Origin of the sequence: Agrobacterium sp. RAC06 (genome assembly GCF_001713475.1) — a bacterium.
Classification (GTDB): Bacteria; Pseudomonadota; Alphaproteobacteria; order Rhizobiales; family Rhizobiaceae; genus Allorhizobium.
The window spans coordinates 3544362-3566460 of record NZ_CP016499.1 but is presented as its reverse complement, the minus strand read 5'-3'; the positions used below and the strand labels follow the sequence as shown (position 1 = coordinate 3566460).

General features: G+C 61.2%; 18 protein-coding genes. 8 read left to right on the top strand and 10 right to left on the bottom strand.

All coding sequences use genetic code 11. From position 1 onward, the window contains the following. Position 1 precedes the first annotated feature (1 nt). Entirely contained in the window at positions 2–1264 is a 1263-nt protein-coding gene (locus BSY240_RS16960) for a lipopolysaccharide biosynthesis protein (RefSeq protein ID WP_069043079.1), read from the bottom strand. 279 nt (positions 1265–1543) lie between these two features. Here BSY240_RS16960 and BSY240_RS16955 point away from each other — a divergent pair, with 279 nt between their 5' ends. Continuing rightward, complete coding sequence (locus BSY240_RS16955; RefSeq protein WP_236759271.1) at positions 1544–3127, top strand: GumC family protein; 1584 nt, start codon at positions 1544–1546, stop codon at positions 3125–3127. Between the two features lie 12 nt (positions 3128–3139). Here the strand turns inward: BSY240_RS16955 and BSY240_RS16950 are convergent, their stop codons facing one another. From BSY240_RS16950 to BSY240_RS16940, 3 genes are all read right to left on the bottom strand, one after another. Next, positions 3140–4468 carry an O-antigen ligase family protein gene (locus BSY240_RS16950; RefSeq protein WP_069043078.1) on the bottom strand — a complete coding sequence of 443 codons (1329 nt, stop codon included), beginning with the start codon at positions 4466–4468 and terminating at the stop codon, positions 3140–3142. Next, the gene (locus BSY240_RS16945; protein WP_069043077.1) at positions 4437–5426 is read right to left on the bottom strand and encodes a glycosyltransferase family 2 protein; all 990 of its coding nucleotides are present in this window, start codon (positions 5424–5426) and stop codon (positions 4437–4439) included. The genes BSY240_RS16950 and BSY240_RS16945 overlap by 32 nt, the downstream gene beginning before the upstream one ends. 96 nt (positions 5427–5522) lie before the next feature. Continuing rightward, entirely contained in the window at positions 5523–6494 is a 972-nt protein-coding gene (locus tag BSY240_RS16940; protein WP_236759270.1) for a glycoside hydrolase family 5 protein, read from the bottom strand. A 521-nt stretch (positions 6495–7015) separates the two neighbouring features. Here BSY240_RS16940 and purU point away from each other — a divergent pair. The 3 genes from purU to BSY240_RS16925 all read left to right on the top strand — a co-directional run bounded on the left by purU (position 7016) and on the right by BSY240_RS16925 (position 11508). Next, positions 7016–7900, top strand: a complete 885-nt coding sequence (gene purU / locus BSY240_RS16935; protein ID WP_054148612.1) for a formyltetrahydrofolate deformylase — start codon at positions 7016–7018, stop codon at positions 7898–7900. Between the two features lie 116 nt (positions 7901–8016). Next, positions 8017–10944, top strand: coding sequence for an aminotransferase (locus BSY240_RS16930; protein ID WP_069043076.1), 2928 nt, complete (start codon positions 8017–8019; stop codon positions 10942–10944). 162 nt (positions 10945–11106) lie between these two features. Next, positions 11107–11508: a DUF3307 domain-containing protein gene (locus BSY240_RS16925; RefSeq protein ID WP_069043075.1), complete on the top strand. Its 402-nt coding sequence runs from the start codon at positions 11107–11109 to the stop codon at positions 11506–11508. 16 nt (positions 11509–11524) lie between these two features. Here the strand turns inward: BSY240_RS16925 and BSY240_RS16920 are convergent, their stop codons facing one another. Continuing rightward, a complete protein-coding gene (locus tag BSY240_RS16920) occupies positions 11525–12424 on the bottom strand; it encodes a LysR family transcriptional regulator (RefSeq protein ID WP_171901587.1) in 900 nt (299 codons plus the stop codon). Between the two features lie 152 nt (positions 12425–12576). Here BSY240_RS16920 and BSY240_RS16915 point away from each other — a divergent pair, with 152 nt between their 5' ends. The 3 genes from BSY240_RS16915 to BSY240_RS16905 all read left to right on the top strand — a co-directional run bounded on the left by BSY240_RS16915 (position 12577) and on the right by BSY240_RS16905 (position 17107). Further along, entirely contained in the window at positions 12577–13860 is a 1284-nt protein-coding gene (locus BSY240_RS16915) for an NAD(P)/FAD-dependent oxidoreductase (protein WP_069043074.1), read from the top strand. 38 nt (positions 13861–13898) lie between these two features. After that, positions 13899–15440, top strand: coding sequence for an L-piperidine-6-carboxylate dehydrogenase (amaB, locus tag BSY240_RS16910; RefSeq protein ID WP_069043073.1), 1542 nt, complete (start codon positions 13899–13901; stop codon positions 15438–15440). A gap of 125 nt (positions 15441–15565) precedes the next feature. After that, positions 15566–17107 (top strand): bifunctional aminoglycoside phosphotransferase/ATP-binding protein, encoded by a 1542-nt coding sequence (locus tag BSY240_RS16905; protein WP_069043072.1) that lies wholly within the window; start codon positions 15566–15568, stop codon positions 17105–17107. Here the strand turns inward: BSY240_RS16905 and BSY240_RS16900 are convergent. The 4 genes from BSY240_RS16900 to BSY240_RS16885 all read right to left on the bottom strand — a co-directional run bounded on the left by BSY240_RS16900 (position 17094) and on the right by BSY240_RS16885 (position 20769). Further along, a complete protein-coding gene (locus tag BSY240_RS16900; RefSeq protein ID WP_069043071.1) occupies positions 17094–18017 on the bottom strand; it encodes an energy transducer TonB in 924 nt (307 codons plus the stop codon). The two genes, BSY240_RS16905 and BSY240_RS16900, sit on opposite strands and share 14 nt — an antisense overlap. Beyond that, positions 18014–18493, bottom strand: coding sequence for a TonB system transport protein ExbD (gene exbD / locus BSY240_RS16895; RefSeq protein ID WP_069043070.1), 480 nt, complete (start codon positions 18491–18493; stop codon positions 18014–18016). Before exbD ends, BSY240_RS16900 begins: the two co-directional genes overlap by 4 nt. A gap of 4 nt (positions 18494–18497) precedes the next feature. Then, on the bottom strand, positions 18498–19688 hold the full coding sequence (exbB, locus tag BSY240_RS16890) for a tonB-system energizer ExbB (RefSeq protein WP_069043069.1): 1191 nt from the start codon (positions 19686–19688) through the stop codon (positions 18498–18500). Between the two features lie 148 nt (positions 19689–19836). Further along, complete coding sequence (locus tag BSY240_RS16885; RefSeq protein ID WP_069043068.1) at positions 19837–20769, bottom strand: 1-phosphofructokinase family hexose kinase; 933 nt, start codon at positions 20767–20769, stop codon at positions 19837–19839. A gap of 230 nt (positions 20770–20999) precedes the next feature. On the opposite strand from BSY240_RS16885, the gene BSY240_RS16880 reads away from it, so the two are divergent. Next, complete coding sequence (locus BSY240_RS16880) at positions 21000–21620, top strand: riboflavin synthase (protein WP_069043067.1); 621 nt, start codon at positions 21000–21002, stop codon at positions 21618–21620. Between the two features lie 7 nt (positions 21621–21627). Here the strand turns inward: BSY240_RS16880 and BSY240_RS16875 are convergent, their stop codons facing one another. Beyond that, positions 21628–22020, bottom strand: coding sequence for a response regulator (locus tag BSY240_RS16875; RefSeq protein WP_054148601.1), 393 nt, complete (start codon positions 22018–22020; stop codon positions 21628–21630). Positions 22021–22099: the final 79 nt, after the last annotated feature.

Genomic DNA, 22099 nt, shown 5'->3' with positions numbered 1-22099 from the left:
GTCAGACTCGTTTTGCCGGCAGCCTGAGGCTCGAATAGGTAAAGATGGCCGAGATCACATAGAGACCGGCAAAGACGCCATTCAAGGCAACAATCCAGTCCTGGCCCTCATGTGCGAAACTGTTGAGCAGGAGCGCGATTAGCCCTGCCTTGCTCAGTGTCAGAAGTGCAAGACACAACGTGCGCAGCCAGCTTTGACCACGGGCATACATCAGCTCTCCCTGGTACTCCGCGAGATTCCGAAAACCCGGAACGAGCAGAACAAGCGGCAGCAACTCGGCAACTGGTGCCACGTTGCGGCCGAGCGCATTCGGATAGAGGTGCAGGAGAAAGGCGAGTGTTGCGAGGCCGGCAACGGAGACGATCATCAACCCTGCTTCGATGAGCACCCTGACCTTGAGTGACCTCAACATGTCAGGGCTCTGCATCAGTTTCTGCACCAGGATCGTGTTGAAGGAGCGGATCGGCAGCGCAGTCAGGTCGACGACCCGCATGATGATCGCATAGACACCGGCAACGGCCGGCCCACCGATCCCGAGCACCATCAGCTTGTCGAGCTCCGACTGCAGGTAGAACAGCAGTTCAGCACCCGCGACGGCGAGAGAATCCTGCACCCGCCGAAGATAGAGCCGCATATCGAACCGCAGCCGAACGCGGGGGTAGAAGCAGAGGGCAACGACCAGCGATACGGCATTCGCGCCCATGTACCACCATGCCCAATGCTCGAGGTCCTGGACCGAGGCCTGGCTCCAGAAGAGGCCAGCTGCAGCCGCGCGTGCAGCAGTTCCAAAGATCACCAGGAGAGCAGCGAGCCCGAAACGCTTGAGCCCATTGTTGACGATGATGACGATCTCGGCAGACCGCCAGAGCAAAATCTCGGCGATGATCACCAGGGAAAAGGTGAGCAGACCGACATCGTCGGAAAAGAACAGGAGATAGATCAGCAGCGCTGAGATGATGACGAGCGGCAGGGAGAGAAGAGAAGCGAGCAGATAGCCAACCGTGTAGACGCCGAGTAGCCGCGGCTTGACGACCGCAATGCGATAAAGCGGTGAGCTGAAACCGAGCGCCAGCAGCCGGGAGAGAACGAGCCCGGCGCCCGACGCTGTGGCGAAGACGCCGTAGTCCGCAAGCGGCAGTGTGTTGGCCAGCACGACGAAGTAGGCGAGAGACACGACCAGTCGCCCCGCAGATCCCGATATCACCGAGAAATAGGAGTGTAGGAGCTGCCGGTTTGCAGAAAGGTGCCGAAGGATCGCGTTCACGTGGTGTCCAGAGTTGCTGAAGGCGCAGGTCACATTTCGGACGGCGTCGACACCTGCAGAAGCTACGTCCGAAACGGTTAATTTTCCGATCTTTTAACCATTTGTTTTTGATAAAAAATTAAATTCGCGCCACGCGAACCATTTCCCGAAGCAAGGGCTGACATGTATCTGCGCGATGATCGCACCAGTCACGGAGGCAAAGAGCCCGGCGCCGCAGGCGCGGAGCGCCTATCCGGACACTCCGCAGACACCCGTGTCGGGCGACCTTCCCTGCGGGACATGCTGGAACGCCACGACGACCACCTCGATTTTCTGCGGGCACGCGTATCCATGCTCGAGGGCCAGGTGAACAGCATGGAGGTCGGAGAATCCAGCCCCCCTGCTCCCGCCCCCGTTGTCGTGCCGATCCAGGAGCCTTCGCCTGAAATCTCCACGGACAGTCGTCAGGATGGAAATCGAGACGGCCATGACGTCCGGCGGGATCAGGCCGAATGGAAGCCTCTGATCGACCCCCTCATCGTCATCGACATTCTCAAACGGTCCCATCGCATTCTGATTGCCTCGACGGTGATCGGCGGCCTCTTTGGTGCCGCCTATGCCATGACCCTGCCGAAACTCTGGGTCGCCAGCAGTGACATCCTCGTCGACCCCAGGCAGATCCGCACCGTCGGCGACCAGTTGACCACCGATCAATTGCCCACCGATGCCTCGCTCGCCGTGGTCGAAAGTCAGGCGCGCATCGTCAAGTCGAACAGTGTCCTGTTGAAAGTCATCGAGCAGGCCGATCTCAAGCAGGACCCGGAATTCAACGGCACCCTCCGCCCCTCGGGCCTGAGCGCCCTCTGGTCGCCAGCATCCCAGAGCGACGCCCAGAATGTCGAGTCACGGGTCTTGAACCACCTTCACGAGGTGATCAATGTGAACCGGGATCAGAAGACATTCATCTTTTCGATCTCTGCAGAAACGCGGGATCCGGAGAAGTCCGCGCGTCTGGCCAACATCGTCAGCGACGTCTTTCAGCGCGAACTGGCCTCGATGCAATCCGAAGCTGTTCGCCGCACATCGGACGAACTGTCGAGCCGCCTTACCGACCTGCGCATGAAGCTCGAAGAGGCGGAAAAGGCAGCCGAAAGCTTCCGCAACTCGAATGACCTCGTGAATGTCGACGGCAAACTGATCGTGGACAACGATCTGAAACTGCTGAATGAAAGACTGAGTTCGCTGCGCGTCGAAACCGCCGGCCTGCGCGCCAAGATCACCAGCATCGCAAAGATGGCAGCCTCCAGCGGCGGTGAACTGGCGCTTCCCGAAGACGTGAGTTCCGACACGATCGCGGTCCTGCGCACGCGTTATGCCGATCTGCGCAAGGAACTCGAATCGATCGCGGCCCGCTATGGACCGCAACACCCGAGATATATCGAGGCACAATCGCAGGCCAGTGGGATGCTCAACCAGATCCGTGAGGAACTCAGCCGCATCCGCAGCGCCCTCCAGGTCGAGCTGGATCGCTCCCTCCAGCAGGAAGTGGCACTCACCAGCCGCCTCCGGGAACTCAAGGACACCCAGGCATCGAACAATGATAGCCTCGTCACATTGCGCGAACTCGAGCGCGAGGCGGCGGCACGCCGTTCCGTCTACGAGTCCTTCCTGCTCAGAACCCGCGAAACCGGGGAACAGGAGGCCATTACGCTCGCCAATATTCAGGTCCTGTCGGAGGCCCGCCCACCGCTGGATCCGGTCGGTCCCTCTCGCAAGGTGATCGCCCTTGGCGGCCTGATCGCTGGATTTGGCATCGGCGTTCTGCTCGCCCTTGGCCTCAATTTGACACGCTTGTGGAAACGCCGCGAAGACGCGCAGGCCTGAACGAAAGGCAGCTCAGGCAAGCCTTCGTGGGATGGACACTCTCGCCACGAGCCTGAGGCCGATCACCCCGAAGAAGCAGAGCATCCAGACCGGGTCCATGCGACGGAAGAAGAAGCTCTCCATCATCGCATTCAGCGTCGTGAAGAAGACGATCATCATGAAGAAGTCCGCGAGCAACCTGTTCTCCTGGACCGGCCTGCAGCGCATGTAGTCGATCAGCGGAAGCAGGATCAGGACCGCCAGCGCGACGATCAGCGCCGGTATCCCCATGGAGATCGCGATATCGAGATAGCCGTTATGGGCATGCACGATGCCGCGCACATCCCAGTCGAGATAATAGGGATTGGCGGCATAGCGGACCAGATCCGTACTCCAGAAACTCTCATAGCCGAAGCCCGTGAGCGGGCGATCGGCCAGTGCATCGAGCCCGAACTTCCAGATGGAGACACGTCCGGTAAATGTCGGGTCGATCCCGAGCCAGAGAATAAACTGGTGGATCGGTTCGATCAGCACGGAACCGAAGGTCAGGAGAGCAAAGGCAAGCTGGCAGCAGAAGACCGCGATCGGTGTCAGCACGCGAAGCCCGATCGCACTCGGTAGGAGGACAAGGAGAGCGGCAACGGGCACCAGTCCAAGCGTGGTCTTGGAGCCCGTCTGGCTGACAAAGATCAGGGCCGACACCGCGATCACCACGCCGGACCAGCGGTCGCCGCGTCGCCAGAGATAGATGGCCGCAAAGACGAATGCCGCCATGACCGGCCCGGCGATATTTTTGTGCGTGAAGACCCCGCGCCAGAGATAGGAATTCTGAGGCTCCAGCGCGTCGAAGCCATGGGTTGCCAGAGACGGGACCAAGGGGAGCCCGGCATAGCAGATGAAGATCAGGATGCCTGCGACCACGCTCAACATGCGGGCATAGCCATCTCCATCCTGCGGCAGCGCCAGCACGGTCACGATGGTCATCATCACGATCAGGGTGAGAATGATGCCGCGCAAGGTCGCACTCGGATCTGGAGCGGTGAATCCGGACAGCACAAGAAAACCGATCATCAGCAACCAGGCCGGACCGATCAGGGACGGCAGCCTGCGCAGATCGGCCAGCGTCAGCAGCGAGCCGAGCGCAATGAGGCCAAGCATGCCAAAACCCAGCTGATTGACCAGATTGCCGCCTTCTTCCACGCCTTCATGAACCGGCGAGAAAGGCTGGAACGAGATCAGCATGATCGTAAACAGCAGGATGCCCACGACGACGGCCGCCCGGCGCAGCATCTGCGCGGGATAGGCAGGCCTCCGCCCCGCGACGTCGCGGTCAGCGCCCGTCCGTATGTCGATACTGTTCATCGGCATATCCGAAATGAGCGAGCGTCCGGCCAAGGCCGACATGGACGTAATACAGGCTGTTCCGCAACGATCCGAGGCGGCGAGCGGCCATGATCGCCTTCAGCGGCGAGAGGCTCAGCAGGGCGATGCTCTTCAGGAAGACCTGCGTGGAGCCCAATGGCTGGCTGGCGCGCCGTCCCTTCTCGACCAGGCTGGAAATGACACCATCGCGAATGCCGCGCGCGCGCAGCCAGGATCGCTGAAGACGGTTTGCAGGCACGGTCTCGAGGACCGGCGCCTCATGACACCAGGCAGTTTTGAAACCTTTGCGCACAGACTGATCAATGAAGTTCGCATCCCCGCCACCGGTGAAGTTGAACCTCTGGTCGAGAAACGGATAGGTATTTGCCTCAAGCAGAACGCGGGAGACCAGGAGATTGCCGGAGGAATAGAGGAGCGGGACAAGCCCGGTCGTCTGATAAGGCGGCGTGAATACCGGATGCCGGGGCACATCGCCGGTTTCAGTCGTCGGGAAGACCGGCACTTGCGGGCCACCTACCAGATCGGCACCAAACATTTCCTTGGTGCGGCTCATGGCCTCGATCCAGTCCGGATCGGCAATCTCGTCATCATCGATAACAAGCAGATGGCTCATGTTGGGGAAGTGCTGAAGCGCCGTCAGCCAGGCGGCATTATAGGCATTACAATTTCCCCTGAGCGTCTCGACGATCAGGATGCCGTTGATCTGCCCCGTTTCGAACAGGGGCCGGGCCGCCACCACACCCTCGCGGTCATCACTGTCATTGTCGACCAGCACGACGGCATAGCGACGGTTTGTCCTTTGGGCCGCCAGACTTTCAAGCGTCTTGAGAAGGTGCACTGGTCGACGAAAGGTCGGTACCGTCACGACAACCGTGACGGCGTCATGCGCCAGATCAGGCGTCTGCGTGACCAGCTCGATGTGATCCGGTAAGGCCAATCGGGAGCTCTTTCGAATGTGCGGAACTTCGCCGAGCAAATACCAAAACTGTTGATACCAGCTTAACCTCTGCGCCGTTTCACACGGCTGGCGGTCTCAGGGACGTTCAAGGCCCGGGCAACCTTCCGCTGCACCAACGAAATCGTTGAGCACGGGTGCGAGACCACGGAGCTGGGGTCGATCGCCGTTCTTGGTCGGCTGGATGTTGAGCTCTTCGGTTTCGGGCCACCAGTCACCAGCCGCCCAATAGGTCCAGCCGATCCACGATGCCTTGTCCTCATCGAGCAGCTTCACCACCTCCGTCAACACCGCCGTGCATTCCGGCGTTCCCGGAACACCGAACTCGCCGAGGAAGCCTCGCTGACCGGTTTCCTTCAGCCATTCGCCGACCTCGCGGATCGCATCGACGGCATCAGCGGCACGGCTGCAATTGTTCAAGGTGCCTGAAAAGTCGTCGTCGAAATACTGGTGAATCTCGAAGGCATAGTTATTCGCCGGGTCCTTGATGCTCAAAAGCACCTCGGCATTCGCCCCGCCATACCAGTCGCCGAACCAGCTATGCGCACCCGTCCAGGACGTACCCGGAACCAGAATGAGATTGTCTGCGCCAACGTCGCGAATGCCCGCGATCGCTTCGTTGGCAACATCACGCCAATCCGTCGACGAGATGTCGAAGGGCTCGTTCATCAGGCCGAAGACCACATGTCGGTCTCCCTCGAACTCCTTGGCCAGCCGCTCCCAGAAATCGACGAAGGCCGAGACCGGAACCTCCTCGGTTCCGATCAGCTTTTCGAAATAGCGCGCATAGTTATGCGGATCTAGGATCACGGTCTGATTGAAGGATCCGATCGTCGCGACGGTTTCCTTGAGACGGCTCAGCTCCGCAGGGTCGAAGTCGCTGTTCAGCTTCGGCTGCAGGCGCTCCCAAAGGAACGGGAGCCGCACGGTATTGAAACCCTTGCCCGCGAAGTAGGTGATCGTCTCCAACGAGGGATAGATGTAGCCTTCGCCGAACACGCCCTGCAGATTGCCGAATTCCGCCCCGCGAGGTTTATTCCACGAAAGCAAGCACTGCTTGTGGCAGCAAACGAATTGATGGGCATTGCAATGGCGACAGCAGCGGAAATCAGGCCGAGCATCAAATTCCGTTTCATCGTTTTCAATCCTGTCTTGGCCTGAATATCGCGGACGTTCTAGCCGGTCACCGGCGTAATGTCATTCTGGTTCTGCCAGCAGTATTCATGCGTGTGGTCGACACCGCGCCTCAAATCACACTTTGAGGAGCGGCACCGGGAAGGCATTCCCGATCCTTCATGCGCAAGTCACCGCGAACGGCGCTAACAGGCCGGAATATTCCACCCCCATCAAGAGACGAACGGCGAAGATGCGCCCTGGAAAGACGCAATGGGAACGGGGTTTTGCATTTCCTGCCCTAATCTCTGGCCATCGCAAAGGAGCGGAAACCGCAGGCGCGCGTGCCGACTTCCTTTGAAAGACGATGAGGATCAGCAACACGGCACGCTTCCGATCGTGTCGGACATGCGATAGAGACACGGCGCCTGCGCCATGCCGAGGAGATGAGAGAACCGATGACGAGCTATGTATTGACCGTATCCTGCCAGTCGACCCGCGGCATTGTCGCGGCGATTTCGGGCTATCTAGCCGAGCAGGGCTGCAACATCGTCGACAGCTCTCAGTTCGACGACCTCCACACCGGCCAGTTCTTCATGCGCGTCTCCTTCATCTCGGAGGAAGGCGCCAATGAAGCCAAGCTCGAAAAGGGTTTTCTGCCCGTCGCCGAAAAATTCGGCATGAACTGGAACCTGCATGACGCCGCCAAGCGCATGAAGGTCCTCCTGATGGTCTCGCGCTTCGGCCACTGCCTGAACGACCTTCTCTATCGCTGGAAGATCGGCGCGCTGCCGATCGAGATCGTCGGTGTCGTATCCAATCATTTCGACTACCAGAAGGTCGTCGTGAACCATGACATTCCCTTCCACCACATCAAGGTGACCAAGGAAAACAAGCCGGAAGCCGAAGCCCGGATCATGGACCTGGTCGAGCAGACTGGCACCGAACTGATTGTGCTCGCCCGCTACATGCAGGTCCTCTCCGACGACATGTGCAAGAAGATGTCGGGCAAGATCATCAACATCCACCATTCCTTCCTGCCGAGCTTCAAGGGCGCAAACCCCTACAAGCAGGCCTTCGAACGCGGTGTGAAGCTGATCGGTGCCACGGCCCATTACGTCACCGCTGATCTCGACGAAGGTCCGATCATCGAGCAGGACGTCGCCCGCATCACCCATGCCCAGTCGGCAGACGATTACGTCTCGATCGGCCGCGACGTCGAAAGCCAGGTGCTGGCACGCGCCATCCACGCCCATATCCACCACCGCACCTTCATCAACGGCAACCGCACGGTCGTCTTCCCGGCAAGCCCGGGCTCCTATGCCTCCGAGCGCATGGGCTGAGCATAAAGAGGGCGTCGGAAACGACGCCCTTCGTCTTTTGCTGCCATGGCTCTGCGGGATAGACGCGACACAAGGCTCTGCTAATCTCCCGACATGATTCCCGTGGGAGGAAACGTATGGCCGACTCGGCTCTGCTCCAGCGCACCGAACTGCCGCGCCCGAACGTCACGTTGGCAGATGCCAGGGTCATTTTTAACGAATTCTACGGCTTCAGCGGGACGATCCGGGAACTCGGCAGCCAGCAGGACCGCAATTTCCTGATAGACACCGGCGAAGAGCGGCTCGTTCTCAAGGTCACACGGGCGGAATATCCCCAGCCGGAACTGGATGCCCAGAACAGGGCCATGGAGCACCTGCGCAATCTTGATCTCGGTCTGCGCATACCCGAACCGATCCCGGCCCTGACAGGGGAATACATCCCCCAGATCGAAGTTGGCGGGCACTACTACTGGGTCAGGCTCCTGTCCTATCTGGATGGCGAGCCCCTGACGCGCCAGAAATATCTTGCTCCCGAGGTTGTCGCCTCGTTCGGTGACGTGGTCGCCAGGATTGCAGGCGGGCTCAAGGACTTCCGTCACAGCGGGCTGGAACGGGAACTGCAGTGGGATCTCCGCCGCGCAGGCCCGGTTGCCTTGCATCTCCTGAAATCAGTCGCGGACCAGAAACAGCGGGACCGGATTGCCAAGGCGATGATCATGGCGGTGAAGCGCCTGCAGCCACTGGCTTCAGAACTGCGCATTCAATGCATTCATCACGACATCACCGACGACAACGTGGTGGCCACACCGAACGCAACCGGCCGTCTGATGCCCGATGGCGTCATCGACTTCGGTGATGTTCTCTATGGATGGCTGGTGGCCGACCTCGCGGTGACCTGCGCCGCACTCCTGCACCACGCCGATGGAGACCCTTGCTTCATCCTGCCGGCCGTCAAGGCCTTCCACGCACGCTATCCACTCAACGAGGCGGAGTTGAAGGCGCTCTGGCCGCTGATCGTCGCCCGCGCCGGGGTGCTGGTCGCCAGCAGCGAGCAGCAGCTGTCGATCGACCCTGACAACGACTATGTGCTTGGCAATATCGAGCACGAGCGGACCATTTTCGAGGTGGCGACCTCGGTGCCCTACCCGCTGATGGAAGCGGCCATCCTGGACGCCGCCGGCATGCTTCCGGACGAACCGGAGCTGACGAAGTCGCATCCACTTCTTCCCTCGCTCGCACCCGCAGACTTCCGCCTGACAGACCTGTCGGTGACGAGCCAGGACCTGCCGCGCGACACCTGGAGCGACCAGGAGATCGACTGGAAGCTTCTGGCCCGAGCGGCCATGGAGACAGGCGTTGCCTCGACCCGCTATGGCGAATTCCGCCTGTCCTACACCAAGCCTCTGTCCCAGACGCCGCCGGCAACCTTCGCACTGCATATCGATGTCTGCCTGCCAGGAGCGACCGAAGCCTTCGCTCCCTTCGACGGAACCATTATACTCGACGGCCACCACCTGATCCTTTCATCGCCTGAGCTGTCGCTTCATCTGGATGGCATCGACTGCAGCCTCGAAGAGGGCACGACCGTAAAGGCGGGTGACGCAATCGGTGCGGTGGCCGGCGCAGCCGGTGGCGTCGGCGGCTTGCGCATCCAGCTTTGCCGCGATCCGGATCTCGTCCCGCCACTCTTTGCCAAGCCGCAGCAAAGCGCAGTCTGGCGCCGCATATGTCCCTCGCCTTCGACGCTGCTCGGCGTCGGCGTTGATGCACCGGCACCGGAGAGCCATGCGCTTCTGGAACGCCGCAAGAACAGCTTCGCCAAGCCGCAGAAGAACTACTATGCCGACCCACCACAGATCGAACGGGGCTGGCGAGAGCATCTCTTCGACGTGAACGGCCGCGCCTATCTCGACATGGTCAACAATGTCACGATCCTCGGCCACGGCAATACACGTTTGGCCGAGGCGGTCGGCAGACAATGGGCCATGCTCAACACGAACTCGCGCTTTCACTACGCCGCCGTCGCCGAATTCTCGGATCGCCTCGCCTCACTCGCGCCAGAGGGGCTAGACACGGTCTTCCTCGTGAATTCGGGCTCCGAAGCCGTGGACCTTGCGCTGCGGCTCGCCTGGGCCCACAGCGGCCACCGTCACATCCTGAGCCTCCTGGAGGCCTATCACGGCTGGACAGTCGCAAGCGACGCGGTCTCGACATCGCTCGCCGACAATCCGCGCGCCCTGGAAACGCGCCCGGACTGGGTGCACCCGGTGCTCTCCCCCAACACCTACCGCGGCAAATACCGCGGTGACGGTTCGACAGATGGCTATGTTCAGGCCGTGATCGAGAAGATCGCCGAGATCGAAAATGCGGGCGGTCAGCTGGGCGGCTTCATCGCAGAGAGCGTGTATGGCAATGCCGGTGGCATTCCGCTTCCGCCGGGTTATCTCCGGGACGTCTATGCACTCGTTCGCGAGCGTGGAGGTCTCTGCATCGCCGATGAAGTGCAGGTCGGATACGGCCGCCTTGGTCATCATTTCTGGGGCTTCGAACAGCAGGGCGTCGTCCCGGACATTATCACTGTCGCCAAGGGCATGGGCAACGGCCAGCCGCTCGGCGCCGTGATCACCAGGCGCGAGATCGCCGACAGCCTCGAAAAAGAGGGCTATTTCTTCTCATCCTCCGGCGGCAGCCCCGTGAGCTGTGTCGTCGGGATGACCGTTCTCGACATCATGCGGGACGAAAAACTGCAGCAAAATGCCCGAGACACCGGTGACCATCTGAAAGCACGGCTTGAAGCTTTGGGTCAGCGTTTCCCGATCGTCGGCGCCGTCCACGGAATGGGCCTCTATCTCGGGCTGGAATTCGTGCGTGATCGCGAGACGCTGGAACCTGCAACGGAAGAGACTGCAGCCATATGCGACCGCCTGCTAGAACTCGGCGTCATCATGCAACCAACGGGCGATCATCTTAACGTTTTGAAAATAAAGCCGCCGCTCTGCCTTGGCAAAGAGAGCGCCGATTTCTTCGCGGACATGCTGGAAAAGGTGCTTTCCGACGGATGGTGATGACGGACGCAATCACTACTATCCTCCTAATTCCGTGCTCCGAAACACGATAGCTGCGTAAAGGAAACGCAAAGCCCAAATCTGGGTACACTAAATGGCAGCTTCACAGCGTTTTGGAGAGTGGTCTATCTTCGGACAGAACATACAGCCGAAGGAATATTCATGCCCACCATCCCGGAGCAAATCGCCAGTGATCTTTTGATCTGGGCCGTCGCTCTGTTCGTCATCAAGCATCTCTTGGCCGATTTTCTGCTTCAGACCGGTTGGATGGCAACAGGCAAGGAGCGGCTTAAAGGGTGGATAGCTCCCTTGTTCGCGCATGTTGCCGTCCATGCCTTGGGAACGCTGTTGATCTGCCTCACGATGGCACCGCAACTCGCCTGGCTTGCGGTTGTCGATCTTGTCGTTCACGCACTGATCGATAGAAGCAAGGCGCTGGTCCAGCAGCGTTACCACTTCAAGGTGGACCAGGCGGCCTATTGGTGGCTTTTCGGCACCGATCAGACCCTGCACCATCTCACCCATCTCGCCTTCGCCGTCTGGATTGCGGCTGCGGCGAGTTGACTGTGACCAGAAGCTGCTAGCGCTGCGCAAGTTCCTTGACGATCCACTCCCGGAAAGCGACGAGCGGCGGATAGGCCGCCCGCTCCCGCGGAAAGGCGAGATAATATCGTTGCGCGCTCTGCATCGGGCGATCGACTGCGGCCACCAACTCGCCCCGTGCGAGCTCGTCCTGGATGAGGAAGGTCGGAAGCAGCGCCACGCCGAGACCGCCGATCGCCGCCTGCGATGCAGTGGCGAACTGGTCGAAGAGCATTCCATGCAGGTTCTCGAACACGACACCGGTTTCCGTGAACCAACGTTCCCATGCATCCGGCCGGGTCGTGAGATGCAGCAAAGGCACGTGCAGAAGATCGGATGGCGCATCGATCGCATGCGCCTGTTTGAAGTCCGGGCTGCATGCGGGGATCGTCTCCTCCCGCATCAAGAGCGTCAGTTCCGCGCCCGGCCAGACGGCATCGCCGAAATGGATCGCCGCATCGATCGAATCCAGTCGGAAGTCGAATGGCGACAGTCGCGTCACCAGATTGATCGTGATCCCGGGATTGCCGGCGAGAAATTGCCCCAGCCGCGGGGCGAGCCAACGGGCACCGAATGTCGGCAGGATTGCAAGATTGAGCGTGCCGCCATGCGGATTGGCACGCAGGTTCAGGGACGCGCTGGAGATGCGGCGAAGCGCTTCCCGTATCTCGCGGGCATAGCTGTCACCGGCGACTGTCAGCCGGATCGTCTGGCGCTCGCGTAAAAACAGCTCGACACCAAGCTGGTTCTCCAATGCCTTGATCTGTCGGCTGACCGCACTCTGCGTCAGATCGAGCTCCCGTGCCGCCGCCGTGATGCTCCCCGTCCGGGCTGCGGCCTCGAATGCAGTGAGCAGCGACAGCGATGGAAGGAAGCGGCGGGCAGGCAGCATGGTCATGCCTTTTTGGAATGATCTCTTGAGAATTTATCGCTGGAATGGCGTAGAACGCTCTTCTAGAAATCACAAGACTGTACGGGGCGGAATGACATGGGACACGGAGTGATCTCATGCGGCCAGCCCCGGCACATTGCAGATCTCGGGGCCACACCATGCTGAACGATCCTCGCTCCCACGGACTTTGGGAAAAGACGGCCCCTGCCGCGCCCCAGACCGCGCCCCTGCGCGGCGCCGCGACTGCGGATGTCGTGATCGTCGGCGGCGGTTATACTGGGCTTTCTGCAGCCCTGCACCTCGCTGAAGCAGGCACCAGCGTGATCCTGCTCGAAGCGAAGGAGATCGGCTTCGGCGGCGCGGGCCGCAATGTCGGCCTGATCAATGCCGGCATGTGGGTCATGCCAGACGATCTTCCGGGCGAACTCGGCCCAGTCTATGGCGAGCGGCTGCTGGACCTTCTCGGCAACGGACCGCGCACCGTGATGGAACTGATCGATCGCCACGGCATCGAATGCGAACTCGAGCGCTCTGGCACGCTACACTGCGCAGTCGGCAGCGCCGGCCAGAAGGAAATCGAGGCGCGCGCCGAGCAATGGCAGCGCCGGGGCGCCCCCGTGGACCTGCTGGACAAGGCAGAAACGGAATCCAAGATCAGCACCCGCGCCTACCAGGGCTCCCTGCTCGATCGCCGGGCTGGCACGCTGCAGCCACTCGCCTATGTCCGCGGTCTCGCTCATGCTGCACAAAAGGCCGGAGCGGTTCTGCATACGGCAAGCACGGTTGAAGCCTATGGCAAGACAGCCGATCGCTGGAGGGTCACCACGGCAGAAGGCACTGTTGATGCCCAATGGATCGTCGTCGCAACCGATGCCTATAGCCACGGCCCCTTTGCCGCCGTCCGCGAAGAACAGGTTCACCTCCCCTACTTTAATTTTGCGACGGCCCCCCTGAGCGACAACCTGCGTAAGTCGATACTGACGGAACGTCAGGGCTGCTGGGATACCAAGGAGGTTCTCTCCTCCTTCCGCATGGACAAGGCCGGCCGCATGGTCTTCGGCAGCGTCGGCGCCCTACGCGGCACCGGGCTCTCGATCCATCGGTCCTGGGCTCGCCGCGCGCTGAAGGCGATCTTCCCGCAGATCGGCGACATTGCCTTCGAAAGCGAATGGTATGGTCAGATCGGTATGACCACGAATGCGCTTCCGCGCTTCCACAAGTTTGCGCCCGGCGTCATCGGCTTCTCCGGCTATAACGGTCGAGGCATCTCGCCGGGCACGATCTTCGGCAAGACCATCGCAAGCCACATTCTCGGCCAGATGTCAGAGGAAGAACTGCCCCTGCCACTCACCGATCCACAAGCACCGGCCTTCCGCACCCTGAAGGAAGCATGGTACGAGGCCGGCGCCCAGGTGGCGCATCTGGCCGGCGCACGATTTTGAACGAACAAGAACCAGGTAGACCTGACGGAAGGACCACCATGACCCTCGCCACTCTCAATTTTTCTGCCGAAACGGCATCGCTGATGGCAAGCTTCGGCGTCGACGCCAAGGCTCTGACCGGCGGCACGATGTCTGTCCGCTCGCCGATCAACGGCAAAACCATCGCAGCCGTTGCCGAAATCTCTGGCGACGACACCCGCAAGGCCATTGATGCAGCCCACAAGGCCTTCCTCGAATGGCGCCTCGTGCCGGCACCTCAGCGTGGTGAGCTGATCCGTCTGCTCGGCGAGGAACTGCGCGCCGCCAAGACCGAACTCGGTCGCCTCGTTTCCATCGAAGTCGGCAAGATCACCTCCGAAGGCCTCGGCGAAGTCCAGGAAATGATCGACATCTGCGATTTCGCCGTCGGCCTGTCGCGCCAGCTCTACGGTCTCACCATCGCGACCGAGCGCGCCGAACACCGCATGATGGAAACCTGGCACCCGCTCGGCGTCACCGGCATCATCTCGGCCTTCAACTTCCCTGTGGCCGTCTGGTCCTGGAATGCGGCACTCGCCCTCGTCTGCGGCAACTCGACGATCTGGAAGCCGTCGGAAAAGACCCCGCTCACTGCCATCGCCACCCAGGCGATCTTCGAAAAGGCCGTGAAGCGTTACAACGCACAGGGCGGCAAGGCGCCGGCCAATCTGTCGACGCTCCTCATTGGCGGTCGTGACATCGGCGAAATCCTCGTCGACAACCCCAAGGTCCCGCTGATCTCGGCGACCGGCTCCACCGCCATGGGCCGCGCCGTCGGCCCGCGTGTCGCCGCCCGCTTCGGCCGCTCGATCCTCGAACTCGGCGGCAACAATGCCGCCATCGTCGGCCCGACCGCCGATCTCGACCTGACGCTGCGCGGTGTTGCCTTCTCCGCCATGGGTACCGCCGGCCAGCGCTGCACCACACTGCGTCGCCTCTTCGTCCACGAGAGCGTTTACGACACGCTCGTGCCGCGCCTCGTCAAGGCCTATGGCTCCGTCACCATCGGCAACCCGCTGGAAGCCGGCAATCTGATCGGACCGCTGATCGACAAGGGCTCCTACGAGCGCATGCAGCACGCCCTAGAAGCTGCCAAGGCCAATGGCGGCAAGGTGCATGGCGGTGACCGCGTTCGCTCTGACGAAGCAGCTGACGCCTTCTACGTTCGCCCGGCCCTCGTTGAAATGCCGGAGCAGTGCGGCCCGGTCGTCGAGGAAACCTTCGCCCCCATCCTCTACGTCATCAAGTATGCCGACTTCGATGACGCCCTCGCCCTCAACAACGACGTACCGCAGGGCCTTTCCTCGTCGATCTTCACCAACGACATCCGCGAAGCCGAAGCCTTCGTCTCCGATCGCGGTTCGGACTGCGGCATCGCAAACGTCAACATCGGCCCCTCGGGCGCCGAAATCGGTGGCGCCTTCGGTGGTGAAAAGGAAACCGGCGGCGGCCGCGAATCCGGCTCGGACAGCTGGAAGGCCTATATGCGTCGCCAGACCAATACGGTGAACTACGGCCGCACTCTGCCACTCGCCCAGGGCGTTAAGTTCGACATCGAGTAAAGCTATGAAGGGGTCGGCGGCCAACCGTCGGCCCTTCTTTCCTGCAACAAAGGTCCATGCGCCAGACGCTGGCCTTTGATCAACGGATGAGTGAGACTGAAGCAGCCGTCAGACGTGAGGGATGCATGCCAGTCGAGGACCAGTCCGCCGCCATCGCCTTTCTCCGCGATCCCGGGAGCCATGGCATCACCTCGCCAGTCGAGGTGATCGAAACCCACATCTCCCTCATCTTCCTGGCCGGCGACAAGGCCTACAAGCTGAAGCGCGCGGTGAAGCTGCCCTATGCCGACTTCTCGACGCTCGATCTCAGAAAACGATACTGCCATAGAGAAGTAGAGCTGAACTGCCGAACCGCGCCGGAGATCTACTCCGGTGTGAGGTCCATCGGCCGAGACGCAAACGGCGATGTCGCCTTCGACGCTGAAGCGTCACCTATCGACTACGTGGTCGAGATGCACCGCTTCTCGCAGGACAAGCTGTTCGACAGGATGGCGGAAACGGGCAGCTTGCCGAAGACCTTGATGGAAGAAACGGCCGAGCGCATTGCAGACTTTCACGGGATGGCGGAGGTGCTGCATACGGGTAGCGGTGAAGCCAACCTCGCCGCTGTTCTCGATATCAACCATGCAGCTTTTTCCGCCGTGCCGCTCTTCTCAGCCGACGAGACAAACCGTCTGAACAGGCTCTTCCGGGATGCCCTCGACCGCCATGCTTCATTGCTGAACGAGCGTGAGCAGGATGGCATGATCCGTCACTGCCACGGCGACCTTCATCTGCATAACATCTTCCTCGGGCCCGAGGGTCCGCGCATGTTCGACTGCATAGACTTCAACGAAGGCCTTGCGACCTCCGACATCCTCTATGATCTTGCCTTTCTGTTGATGGATCTCTGGCATCGAAACCTGCCGGAGTATGCCAACGCCGTGGTCAATCGCTATCTCGATCGAACGGGCGATGACGCAGGCTTTGGGCTCCTGCCCTTCCTCCTGGGGCTGAGGGCCGCGATCCGCGCTCATGTCGGCGCGACACTGGTGCGCAACCTCGGAGATCGCACCGGCCATGGCGCAGAGGAAGCGATCGCCTACCGAGATCTGGCGCTCGAGCTGCTGCAGCGGAAGGAACCGATGCTGGTTGCCATCGGCGGGCTAAGCGGCTCTGGCAAATCCACCCTCGCCGAAGCCATGGCGCCCCGTCTGGGGCTTGCTCCCGGCGCGCGCCTGCTCGAGAGCGACCGCCTCCGCCGCGCAATGCTCGGCCATGCGCGAGGTCATCCCATGCCACAGCACGCCTACAAGCCGGAAACATCAGCACGCGTCTATGCGACCCTCGCCGAAAAGGCTGGCATGGTTCTGAGGTCGGGCGGCTGCGTCGTCGCCAATGCCGTCTTCGCCCATGCTGACGAAAGAATGGCCATTGAGGAGGTCGCGCGGGCGAACCATGTGCCGTTCGTCGGACTGTGGCTGGAGGCGGACCCGGCTGTTCTCAGAGCCCGCGTCGAGGCCCGACCGGTTGTCGACTCGGATGCGACGGTGAGCGTGCTCGACAAACAGTTGGAGAGCGGAACCGGTCCGATCGGCTGGCATCGCATCGATGCGGCAAGCCCCCCGGCATCCGTTGCGCAGGCTGCGCTGGATCTCGCGGCCGCCTGTAAACTCAGCGAAGGTTGAAGCGGACGGGTGCCGTGATCGTCTTGTTGACCCCGACAGGGGGGGCCGGCACCGGCGAAGCAGCGCGCACCATGTCGAGAACCGCGTTGTCGAGCGTCGGAAAGCCCGACGAGCGCGAAAGCGAGACGGACAGCACATTGCCGGAATCGTCGATCCGGAACCGGACGTAGACGGTGCCTTCTTCCCGGTTGCTGCGGGCAGCACTCGGGTAACGCTTGCGACGTTCGAGATGGGACATCAGACGCGACTGCCATCTCGCCGGCGAAACACTCCGACCGGCACCGCTGGCGGTTGCCGCAGCCGCATTGCGGGTCGATTGGGCGACCTCGGCCTTGGCCGTGCGGGCCGCCTGCGACGCGGGAGGCTGGGCCTGCTTCTTGACCACTTTCTTCGGCGCCGGTTCTTTCTTCTTCTCGATTTCCGGTTTCGGCGCGGGCGGCCGCAGCATCGGGATCGGAACCTCGACATTCTCCAGTTCCGCCATCACCATCTGTTCGATCGGATCGATCTCCGGCAGCGGCTCGGGCTCGATCAGCGGCGGCACTTCGGGCTGAAGTTCTGTGACCTCGGGTTCTGGTTCTGGCTCAGGCTCTGGAGGCGGCGGCTCCGGGAGAGGCTGCTCCACAGGCTCCGGGATGGGTTCCGGCAGCGGCTCGCTGGTTGCGGTCTTGACCTCTTCTGCATCGACCTGTTCGGTCGAGATCTCGGTCTCGTCTGTGATGACGGCCTCAGGTTCCGGCGCAAGCTCGATCATGATCGCTGGCGGCGGCCCGCTATCGGCCATCACCATGTCCGGTTCGCGCAACAGAACAGCCACCGCACCCGCATGGGCCGTGGCGATCAGGACCCCGGCCGTTGTCCACAACAGCCCTTCACCAAGGATCCGTTTCGTGGAGCGAGGCTCGATCATGGTGCCGGTCCTACGGGCTCTGTCGCTGCAGCAGCATCAGGCGCCGGCACGGCGGCAACTGCTTCCAGCCCAACGAGGGCGATCTTCAGGTATCCCGCATCCCGCAAGAGGTTCATGACCTCCATGAACTGACCATAGTCGACCGTCTTGTCGGCACGCAGGAAGATGCGCGCGTCCTTGTTGCCTTCGGTCATCCGGTCGAGCGACGTGCCGAGCGTCTCGCGTGCGACGGTATCGTTTCCAAGCGCCAGGCTCATGTCTTCCTTGAGAGTGACATAAACGGGCTCATCGGGACGTTCGGCCGGCTTCGCCGTGGAAGCGGGCAGATCGACATTCACATCGACCGTCGACAAGGGCGCGGCGACCATGAAGATGATCAACAGCACAAGCATGACGTCGATAAACGGCGTCACGTTGATCTCGTGGTTCTCGGCCAGATCGTCGCCGGAACTGTTTTCTCTGATGCCACCGGCCATTGGTTCACTCCGCCGCCATCGCCATGGCCTTGGTCGCCTGAGCGATGCGGGCACTCTTGCGGAAGTCGAGATCACGGCTGACCAGCCGCTCGATGCCAGCCCCGGCGTCGGCAAGAAGCTGGCGGTAGCCCGTCACGGAGCGTGCAAAGACATTGTAGATGATAACAGCCGGAATGGCCGCGACGAGACCGATGGCCGTTGCCAGAAGCGCCTCGGCGATACCCGGCGCGACGACGGCAAGATTGGTGGTCTGCGTCTCGGCAATGCCGATGAACGAATTCATGATACCCCAGACCGTGCCGAACAGACCGACGAATGGCGCAGTCGAGCCGATGCTGGCGAGAACGCCCGTGCCCTTCGCCATGCCGCGTCCTGCCCCGGCTTCGATCCGGGCGAGCGCCGAGCCGACGCGCTCTTTGACGCCTTCGCCACCGACCTGGTCGATTGCCGCATCGGAAAGACTGACCTCATGCTGGGCGGCACGAACCATGGTCGCCACCACACCGCCGCGATTTTCGAGGGCTTGAAGGGCATCACGCAATTGGCGGGCATTCGTGACGGCCTTGAGGCCGCGCTTGGCGCGTGCCCGCGCACCGAAAAGCTGCAAGGATTTCGCGAGCCACACGGTCCAGGTCAGAACCGAAGCCACAGCCAGCGAAATCATCACTGATTTGACCACCCAATCGGCAGCCATGAACATGCCCTCAGGCGAGAGATCATGCGGCATGGCCTTCATCGGCGGCACGTCCGTAACCGTGTCGGCGGGCACCGCATCGACCTCGGAGGCAAGCGGATCCGTCGGAGATTGCGCGGCTTCACCGCCGGTGGCAGCGGCATCGGCCGGCTGCACGGCAGAAGGAAGGTTGGCAGCGTCGGAGACTGGGGCCTGCGCGCTGGGAGCAGCCACGGCCTCTGGTGCTGGTGGAGAAGCCTCACTGTTGGGGTTGGCAGGCGAAACGGGAGCGGCCGTCGCTGCCGGAGGCGCGGAAGCGTCGGGCTGCGTCACGACGCGAGGCGAAGTTGCAGAGCTTTCACTTGCAGTCGGCGCGGTCGTCGCGCCAGCCTGAGGCGCGACGACGGGTGTTTCCGTGGCCGCCGGAGCCGGCTGCTGCGCCTGCACCAGTGATGCAGATAGAAGAAAAGTAAGAAGAATGCCAAATCGCTTCAGCGAAGGTCCCGAATGGTTGAGCGGCATTGGGAGCTCCTTATGAACTTGTGATACAAAACAGGCGCTCATCGCCGCCCGTCACGCTGCCTTCCCCATATAAAACTTGATAATCTGTGACAAGTAATAAAACAACCAAAGCGCGGTTTTCCCGCGGACGCAATCGCTCGGATGACGATCAACTGGCTCTTTGCCGCTCGCGCTCGTAGAGATCGATGACGTCCTTCTGGCGGCAGAGTTCCGTGCCCGATGTCATGACCGTCGCAGCACCAGCCGCCTGACCGAAACGAAAGGCGTCGCCGATTGTGTAGCCTTGGGCAAGTGACCAAACCATGCCTGCGACAAAGCTGTCGCCGGCCCCGGTCGCAGAATTGACCGGCACATCGATTGCCGGCAGTCGAATGATCTCATCGGCAGAGGCGAGGATCGCACCGTCGCCCCCCAGGGTGACGGCAATATGTTCGGCAGCGCCCGTTCGAACATGCGCTTGTGCTGCAGGTCCCACCTCGTCATGCGCCAGCTTGCGCCCCAGGAAGGCTTCGAACTCACCGTGGCTCGGCTTCACGAGGAACATGCGCGATCGCGACAACGCCTGCGCAAGCGGATTTCCCGATGTATCGAGGACAAACTTGCCGCCCCGCGCCGCGACGAGATCCGCGAGACGGACATAGGTGTCATCCGGTAGGCCCCTTGGCAGGCTGCCACTTGCAACGACATATTCGGCATCACTGGCTTCGACGGCATCGAATACGGGCTTAAGCTCCTCCTCCGTCACTAGAGGCCCTTCCGGCACGAAACGATATTCGAGATTGGTCGAGGTCTCGTGCACCGCAAAAGCCACACGGACGGGATCGTGAATCCGGAATGTTCGCTCCATGATCGGCAGGGGTTTCAACATGGCCTCGAGCAATTCGCCCGTGGCCCCACCCGACAGGAACATCAACTCGCATGTCCCGCCGAGGGTGACGATGACGCGGGCGACATTGATCCCGCCACCACCTGGAAATTGCTGCTGATTATAGGTCCGGGTCTTGTGGGTGTGACGCACCACCTCCGCATCGCTGGAGATGTCGATCGCCGGATTGAGTGCGAGGCAAAGGATTTTGGTCATAGAAGGGGCCACCATGGAAAAGTCAGAATGCCAGACTGCAACAAAGATACGACAGATCTAGGACGGGCAAGGTCCCGTCCGCAACCCGGTCGAAAGCCGCACTTGCTCAACCGACTTTGGACCGCCTCGTTCCCGTTTGCATGGATGGTGAACACTGCGGTATCGCCGCAGGGCATTGTCTTTGGCGCCTGAGACATTACCTTCCCAACGCATTTACCGAGGAAAGCACCATGTATACCGGCATCGTCCAGACAGTCGCCCCGATCAAGTCAGTCATCCGCCATGACGGCTACACGACGTTCTACGTCGAACTCCCCGAGCGGCTGATGGTGGATCTGCAACTGGGTGCAAGTGTTTCGGTCGAAGGCGTATGCCTTTCCGTGACCTCGATGGACGGCACAATCGTCACCTTCGACGCCATGGATGCGACGCTGGAGCGCACCAATCTGGGCATGCTGCAAGCCGGAGACCGGGTGAATATCGAGCGCTCGGCAAAGCCGACCGACGAAAATGGTGGCCACAACATTGCCGGGCACATCGCGACGACGGCAGAACTGATCGCTGCAAAGATGGAAATGCCGGGCGCGTTCATCCGCTTCCGCGTGCCCGAGGAGTGGGCGAAGTACGTCTTCAAGCGGGGCTATCTTGCCGTGAACGGCGCAAGCCTCACGGTGGCGGAGGCCAAAGACGACACATTTACGATCAACCTCATCCCGGAGACGCTGCGCCAAACCACGTTTCCACGTTACAAAGCTGGTGATGCGTTGAACATTGAGGTCGATCATCAGACCATGGTGATGGTTGACGTGGTTGAGCGCACACTTGAACGTCTGATGTCCAAGCGCGCCTGACGCGATATTAGTGCTGACCACCCGGTCGCTGCGGCAGCACGTCGTTCAGAATGGAAACCAGGACCTTCCCGTAGTCTGCAGGCTTCGGTGCGCAAAGCTCCGGCGGTATGCCGTTCTCCTCGATCTCCCGGATGGCAGATCCCGAGACGATGCGAAACGGTATCCCGCTGCGGCGCAACCGCTGAACGATCGGCGTCACGGCCCCGTCGCGAACCTTGAAGTCAAGGATCGCCCCTGAGATATGTTCGTTTTCGAGAATTTCGAGCGCGTCTCGGACCGTTTCGGTCGTGATGACATTGACCCCAGCGCGGGCGACCGCGTCGGCGGCATCCATGGAAATGAAGACATCGTCTTCGACAATGAGGATCGTATCGATGGCAAGGGGCTGTCCTGGTCTCATCTTCGTTCTCCTTTTGCCACCACAACGCCCACAACCCCTGTTTGTTCAGATTTTCATAAATTGCTAAACAATATGGTAA